Below are 7,011 nucleotides of genomic sequence, written 5' to 3' on the forward strand. Positions count from 1 at the left end.
CTATTGAACCTTATCCTATTTGCTCCTCTGTCCCTGTTTCTTCAGAAGTCACATCCTCAATGGAAACAAACTCCTCCGACATTGGACGAAGTTTCTTGGATATCGCATGCTCCTGAAGGCAAAGACCTTCCGCCAGATGACGCTTTACAATTGTGTTTCCCACTTCAGGGGTTACATTTTTATACCAAGTCCCGGACGGATAGACGATGGCAACGGGAGCGTCCTTACATCTCCCATTGCAACTCGTTCTTGTTGTATGTATGTGTGAATCTAAGTTTAAATTTGGTCACCTCAGAAGAGCGATCTTGTCTGGCTTTTTTTAATAAGAATATTGACTCCTCTGTCATGACGCCAGTATAATGCATCATCTTGTTATTCACCGCTTCATTCACGGCAAAAATGTAGTCATTTATAGCTATGGCTTTTAAAGTGTCATGCCTTCTATCTTGTTTGACTGCCCTCCAAAAGTCTGACTTTTCCCTGAGGATTGAGAAGGTTATGAAACAAATTCTTAAATGACTCTAGAAGAAGGTCTCATCATCTTCTGGAAAAAAAGTAGAATTTTAAAATGGTCTACAATACAAAAAGAAGCACACGTTCACGTTCCATGTACTTCCTTTAGTAATATGGTTGAATTCGTTGCGTTCAGGTTAGGCTACAAAAACCATCTAGACTGTTGGACTTTTCCCCAAGCATATTTACCTGCATTGAGGAGGAAGTAGACAACCCTTGAGCAGAAGGAGGAGCCGCCATTCCAGGGGAGCCCTTTCCTATAGCGAATCCAATCGTGAATGTGCCAGGGAGTTAATAGGTCAAATTTATACATGTCCCAAATCTTGCATTTCCTTTTCTTTGAATCTGCCGCATCAAGTATACTGTTGACCGCTCGGCGGGCCGCCTCATTTGCCGCTTCCATCGACGCCAGATCCGTATTTGTACGCACATAATCGGAAGCCAGGAAGAGATTGGGGATCTTTGTAAAAGCATAGGGTCTTAAGCTCCACGCAAAAACTTTGTTTATAAGCAAAGGCTCACTATTGATCATTTTGCCGGAATCGTCGAATTGAATGCCCGGATCCAAAAACCAAGAGTGAACATCCTCATCCCGGAGCAGTACTTCTTCGTGATTTAAGGCTTGTTTCAGCTGTGCCCATACTTCCTCTTTAATTTCTTCTTTCGTGCATTCGATTGCCTTTTTTCCTAAAAGCATACCTGGTTGGTTCCATTCCGAAATATCAACCGAAATAATGCCCCTAACCTGACCATCCCCATATGCTCGAAAATCCTTCCTGTCCCAAAATTGCTTTTGTGAAATGGCCGTAATCGCCCACGGAGAATCCATAATGATCAGATGGCCGTTTACAATGGGCACATCCCGTTTCATAAAGAACTGGAGCCCGTTCATCCAATCAACATCTTTGGCAAGCTTCTTCAATCCTATCAGCGCCGGGTCCGCTCTAAGCATATCAGAGGAAACTAGTGGGGCCATGGCTTCCACCGGGAGAGTACTTAAGTAAAAGTCTGCATTGACATACTCGTCCTTTCCTGCCCTATTGATATGGACACCCGTGATTTTGCCTTCATTGAGTTGAAAGCCGCACACGGTTGCATTGGTAAAATAACGAACTCCTTTTTGTTTTAAATAGCTGATCCATGGATCGATCCACACCTCATTGGTTGGGCCGTTCAGGACTCGGTCCGAATCATTAGTCGGCGTAAGGATACCGATAAGGAGTTGGGAAAGAACCGTACCGAAGGTCTTGGCGCTTGCTTCTGTAGATTTCGCGGCAACCAATGAGCGGGAAAGGGAAGCAAACACTTCATGGAAGTTCTTCGATTGGTTATCTCCATCTAGATAATCCCACCAGCTAATCCTTTCATATTCATCCATGATTCGTTCCCTGCAGCTCGTCATCACCTGCCAAAGCCGCTCCGTAAAGAACACCACTTCTTCCTCTGTAAGTCCCCAATCCGAATCAAACAATGCTTTCAAGTTCTTTTTGATACCGGTCATCGATTTCGGAATGGAAGTGGAGATGGCGACTAGTTCATGATCAAAGCGGGCAAGTCCCATTTCCCGAGCTGTTACTAATTGATCATAAACGCTTTGCTTTTGGTCAAAAGGGATTCGTTTCATCGTATCAATGATATGGCGATAAAATCCGGGAAAGCAACGGAATCCGTGTTCTCCCGGTAGATTTTTTCTGCCGCTCGTCCCGGAATGGGGAACAGGAATCGAGCGTGCTTTTCCACCCGGAATGGTTTTGCTTTCGTATACCGTTACGTCAAACCCTCTTTCTACCAGTTCATGTGCCGCACTAAGGCTAGCCACCCCTCCTCCCAAGATGGCCACTTTCTTCATGAGCTCACCTTCCTTGCATAGTGGATTAGAGTAATCCAATATATGCAAAAGGAGTTGGAGTTGATTGGACATTCTGTAACCTTGGTAACCGGACATTGGCCATGTCAGCAGAGATCATTTAAAGCTCATTACGTATTTTTCTATTTTTTATGAAATATAAAATCATAGTATTTCTATATAACCTTCCGTCCCGTTCACCCGGATTCTCTGTCCGTCCTTTATGATCCCCGTGACGTTTTCAACTCCTACGACGGCCGGAAGACCATATTCGCGGGCAATGACAGAACCATGTGTCATTAGTCCGCCTACTTCTGTCACCAAGCCTTTAACAGCTACAAACAGCGGAGTCCAGCTGGGATCCGTGAATGTAGTTACGAGAATATCCCCATCCTCTATTTGAGTTTCCTCCATTTTTAAAATGACACGTGCGCGGCCCTCGATGATGCCGGATGATACGGGGGTTCCCGCTAAGGCGCCTTGAGGGATATCATCGGTGTTGTATGCACCTGTTAGGACCTCGCCCTCAGACGTCATCACCCTTGGTGGTGCCAACTTCTCAAAAACTTGATAATCCCCTTTTCTCTTATTAATCATCTTGTAATCCAAATGCTTGGTTCGAACGGTTTCATAAAGCTCCTCAAAAGATAAATAGTAGATGTCTTCTTTTTCTTGGATAACCCCTTTTTGAACAAGTAGAGCGGCCTCCCTCAACAGCGCCTGCTTGTAGATGTCGAAACGTCTAATGTAAGCGTACTTGGGATATTCCCGATAGCCAATATAATTTCGAAGAACACTGATCATCTTTTCTGTCTTTTTTGCCTTTCGTTTGCCGCCGGGCAGTTGCTCCAAGCGTTTCAGAAGATCCTGCGCTTTCTGCTCTGCCTTCCACTTGCCTTGCTCAAATTTAACTCTGCTCGAATGAGGAGGAAAATTCTTTATATTGCTAAGAATCATGGGGATGAGTGCGGTGGGCTGTTCTCTCCAACGGGTCCTTGTTAGATCGATCTCTCCAGAACAGCGCATTCCGTATTTTTCAAGGTACCCTCTCAAAGCGTTAATAATTGCCTGCCCGCCTTCCAGTTCGGCTAGTTCCTCGAAAAAATTGTCATCGCGGGTATGTTGTAAAACTTCCATCGTGTCCGGATATAGCCGAACGATGTCCGACACATCCATGAGTGCAAAACCCATTTCAGATGTAACGTTGTTTGCCACCGATTGGGAAAGTGTGTCGGCTGCGTTCCTTTCCCCCAACCATCTTTCCATTTTTTTATTGATCCAGTCCCATGCTAATACCCCCACCATAATGACACCTAATCCTCGAGGATCATAAAAGAGTTCTTTTAATTTCTTAAGGTCTTTCCTAATGAAAGTAAACAGTTCTTCTCTCGAAAAGGTTGTAATCCGTTCCTGCAGTTCCATTATGGATGCTTCGTTTAGAGTGATGAGATTCTGAGGGAGTGCGGGGTCGTTTTTTCGGTAGATGTTGATTATGTGTAAGGGAAGTGTCCAGGAAAGTCCCTTAGTGCCAAGTTTGAATACTCTCTTTCCCCGTGGCAATGAATTCTTGAAATCCTTTCTGTTCATTAAGCTTAACATCGCATTCTTTGAGAGAGGGTCGTTCTTGCCCATCACAGAGGGCAGGATCTTCCGGCCAATGGGAGAGGCCAGGTCGTAAGTTAGGTCAAGAAACAGTCTTCCACCCGCTTTACGAAGCGGAAATTCATCGAATAGATCCATTAAAAAGGACATACCCAATGGTCTAATAGCATCTGTCATCATTTGTTGATGGCCAAACGACAAGTAAACCCTGTTCTGCCCATCGGTATCTTCCGGAATCGGAAATAAGGTTGTGATGGGGCGGCTTTGGACAATATATAACGCCTCTTCAGAAAGGCACCATTCAATGTCCTGCGGGCAGGAAAAATACGCCTCAATCTTTCTTCCTACTTGCTCCAGCTGTAAAATCTGCGAATCTGTAAGGGTTTGCCGATTCTGTTGGTCCCACTCGATCTCTTTTTCCTCTATACCGCCCTCTTTTAATGCATGTATGGCTAGTTTCTTGGCAGAGACAGTTTTTTCAAAAATGGTTCCCTCTCGAACCTTATAGTTATCGGCATTCACTAAACCAGAGACAAGGGCTTCCCCAAGTCCAAAGCTAGCATCGATCGATAGCACCTTGCGGTTGGATGAAACAGGATCGGCTGTAAACAAGATCCCTGAAGCTTGCGGGAAAATCATCCTTTGGATCACGACTGACAAGTAAACCTTTCGATGGTCGAATCCATTCATAATGCGGTAGATCACCGCCCTATCTGTAAACAGGGAGGCCCAGCACTTACGGATATGCCGAAGGATTTCTTCTTTTCCTTTGATATTTAAAAACGTATCTTGCTGCCCTGCGAAGGACGCATGAGGCAAATCCTCCGCAGTGGCACTGGAACGAATTGCGTAGGCCCACTCCTCGCCAAACTCTGACAGGTACTGAATGATCTCTGTTTCTATCTCCAGGGGTATTTCCGCTTTCTCGATAAGGCTGCGGATCTTTCCACTAATGACACTGATTTCTTCCCTGTCATCGGCTCTTAGCTGATCGAGTTGATTGAGGAAGCAGTCAAATTGACTGTTATCGCTGATCATTTTTTTGTAGGCTTCTGTAGTAATGCAAAAGCCTACTGGCACCCGAATTCCCTCAATTCTTGACAGTTCTCCAAGGTTTTTCCCTTTGCCCCCAACTGCCATAAGCTGCTTATGATCAATTTCTCGAAAACCTAGCACGTAGGCATTCATGGCACACCCTCCCCCAAAAATGATGGCTTTTTTTATTTTATTGAGGGTATCGCGAATGTGCCCCTTGCATTCGAATTATTTAACGATTATGGCTCCTTAAAATAACCCAGATTGCCAATGTTAAATATACGTCGCCATACGAAGTGACTAAGTGATTACTTTTCAAACAAAAACGATACCCTTTATTGGGTACCGCCACATCGGACAATTTTATAGGATTGATTTATGATTAATTCCTCCTCTATGCGGGAAATGAAATTTTGAGTTTATTATAAAGCATAAGAAATGCCTGTCCTAAATAGCAGGGACAGGCATTGTATATGCATTAACTTTAACGGTATCGTTCTTCTTTAAATGGATTGGCTGTCATCGAATAGCCTAACTCCTCCCAAAAACCGGCCTCGTCATCTTTCATAAATTCTATCCCTGAAACCCATTTGGAACCTTTCCAGAGATAAAATACTTCTGGTGGAATAAATCTTAGTGGATAACCATGTTTTGGATCGATATCCTGCCAATCATGTGCGTTATCCTTCCAACGGTAGACAAACAAAGAATCGTCCCCCAATAAAGGCTCGAGCGGCAGGTTAGCAGAATAACCGAAGTTGTCTCCATTGTAATAACCGTAAATTTTAATGTATTTTACCTCTTCATTTATTTCAACGAAATTTAATAACTCTCTAAGGGCAATGCCTTCAAAGGTGGTATCAAACTTAGACCAGGTGGTAACACAATGCATGTTAACGGTTGAAATGGTCTTCGGAAGATCCATGATTTCTTTATAAGATAAAAACTTTTCTTCTTTTACCTCACCAAAGAGTCTGAAATTCCATGTGGTTTCATTAAACTCGGGAACATCCCCTTGATGCAATATTGGCCATTTTTCGGTTTCGAATTGTCCAGGTGGAAGCTGTTTGTCCATCATACACCATCCCTTTTCACTTTTAAAAATTGGCTTGGTTATCACTGAATTTGGATTTCACTGTGTTTGAAAAATAAACGGAAAAATTCCGTTTAAATTGGGAAATACCTCTATTTCCTAAAAAATAAAGGAAGTTTTTCCGTTTATACCTTCCAAATCTTTGGATAGTGTCTTATGTAGAGCTGTTAATCGGAATATCTCCGGTTATATCTGCTTCTTAAGCTTCCTCAAAATACATTAGACGGAAATTCTCCGCCTATACATTCTCATTCCTACAGAGCAAAGAATAATAACAGAGCCTAATAGGTTTTCCAGCCGTAATTTGAGATCATTCCTCCTCTTTCAAATGCTCAACAAACCGTCCTAGCAAATCGCTTAATACCCCAATTTCTTGATCATTGTAAATATCATACGTCTGGGCATTAAATTCATTTCGTAACGATTTTAATTGCTCATACACACGGATACCTTCTTGTGTTATTTTTACCCGAGTTCGTCTTTTATCTTCAGAGTCTTGAAATAGAGTAACTAAATTTGATTGCTGCAGCCGATTACAGCATTTCTTCTTTTAATTCACCGATGGAGATGTCTCCTCTATCCTTCACACTATAAGGTCATGGAGCATCAAAAGCAAGTCCAACAATAAGCAGAAAGCCGCCATTTCTTGGCGGCTTTCTTTCTATCTTACAAGTCTCTTGTTCTTGAATTTTGGATGGTATTTATTTTCCAGTAGTATTTTTTGTAAAATCAGGAAAAATACCCTATTAATAGTATGAGTAAAATGGTATAATTTACCTGGTTTTGCCACTTTATTGGTAGTGTCAAAACTTCTATGAAAAAGTGACCTGAAGTTTTTTTCTTCTCTCTTTTTTGTAGTGGAGGTACCCGCAATCGCTCTTGACAAACACACCAATGGTTTGAGGTTCCTTTAACAAGGGCG

At 42.8% G+C, this 7,011-nt stretch carries 5 protein-coding genes and 1 pseudogene; all 6 read right to left on the bottom strand.

Annotation, left to right across the window (positions count from 1 at the left end):
* Window positions 1-10: 10 nt before the first annotated feature.
* Window positions 11-163, bottom strand: a complete 153-nt coding sequence (locus M3610_RS23050) for a hypothetical protein (RefSeq protein WP_251462942.1) — start codon at window positions 161-163, stop codon at window positions 11-13.
* 166 nt (window positions 164-329) lie between these two features.
* Window positions 330-488, bottom strand: a pseudogene (locus M3610_RS23055) (transcriptional regulator); the annotation flags it as partial.
* Between the two features lie 167 nt (window positions 489-655).
* Complete coding sequence (locus M3610_RS23060; protein ID WP_251462944.1) at window positions 656-2,362, bottom strand: hydroxysqualene dehydroxylase; 1,707 nt, start codon at window positions 2,360-2,362, stop codon at window positions 656-658.
* A 162-nt stretch (window positions 2,363-2,524) separates the two neighbouring features.
* Entirely contained in the window at window positions 2,525-5,149 is a 2,625-nt protein-coding gene (gene ppsA / locus M3610_RS23065) for a phosphoenolpyruvate synthase (RefSeq protein ID WP_251462946.1), read from the bottom strand.
* A 331-nt stretch (window positions 5,150-5,480) separates the two neighbouring features.
* The gene (locus tag M3610_RS23070; RefSeq protein WP_251462958.1) at window positions 5,481-6,071 is read right to left on the bottom strand and encodes a molybdopterin-dependent oxidoreductase; all 591 of its coding nucleotides are present in this window, start codon (window positions 6,069-6,071) and stop codon (window positions 5,481-5,483) included.
* A 328-nt stretch (window positions 6,072-6,399) separates the two neighbouring features.
* Window positions 6,400-6,531 carry a hypothetical protein gene (locus M3610_RS28090; RefSeq protein WP_285851460.1) on the bottom strand — a complete coding sequence of 44 codons (132 nt, stop codon included), beginning with the start codon at window positions 6,529-6,531 and terminating at the stop codon, window positions 6,400-6,402.
* Window positions 6,532-7,011: the final 480 nt, after the last annotated feature.

The organism is Neobacillus sp. MER 74, assembly GCF_023714155.1.

Excerpts from the sequence above, each read along its gene's own strand:
- M3610_RS23060 (WP_251462944.1), bottom strand. The coding sequence starts at position 2,362 with ATGAAGAAAGTGGCCATCTTGGGAGGAGGGGTGGCTAGCCTTAGTGCG.
- ppsA (WP_251462946.1), bottom strand. The coding sequence starts at position 5,149 with ATGAATGCCTACGTGCTAGGTTTTCGAGAAATTGATCATAAGCAGCTT.
- M3610_RS23070 (WP_251462958.1), bottom strand. The coding sequence starts at position 6,071 with ATGGACAAACAGCTTCCACCTGGACAATTCGAAACCGAAAAATGGCCA.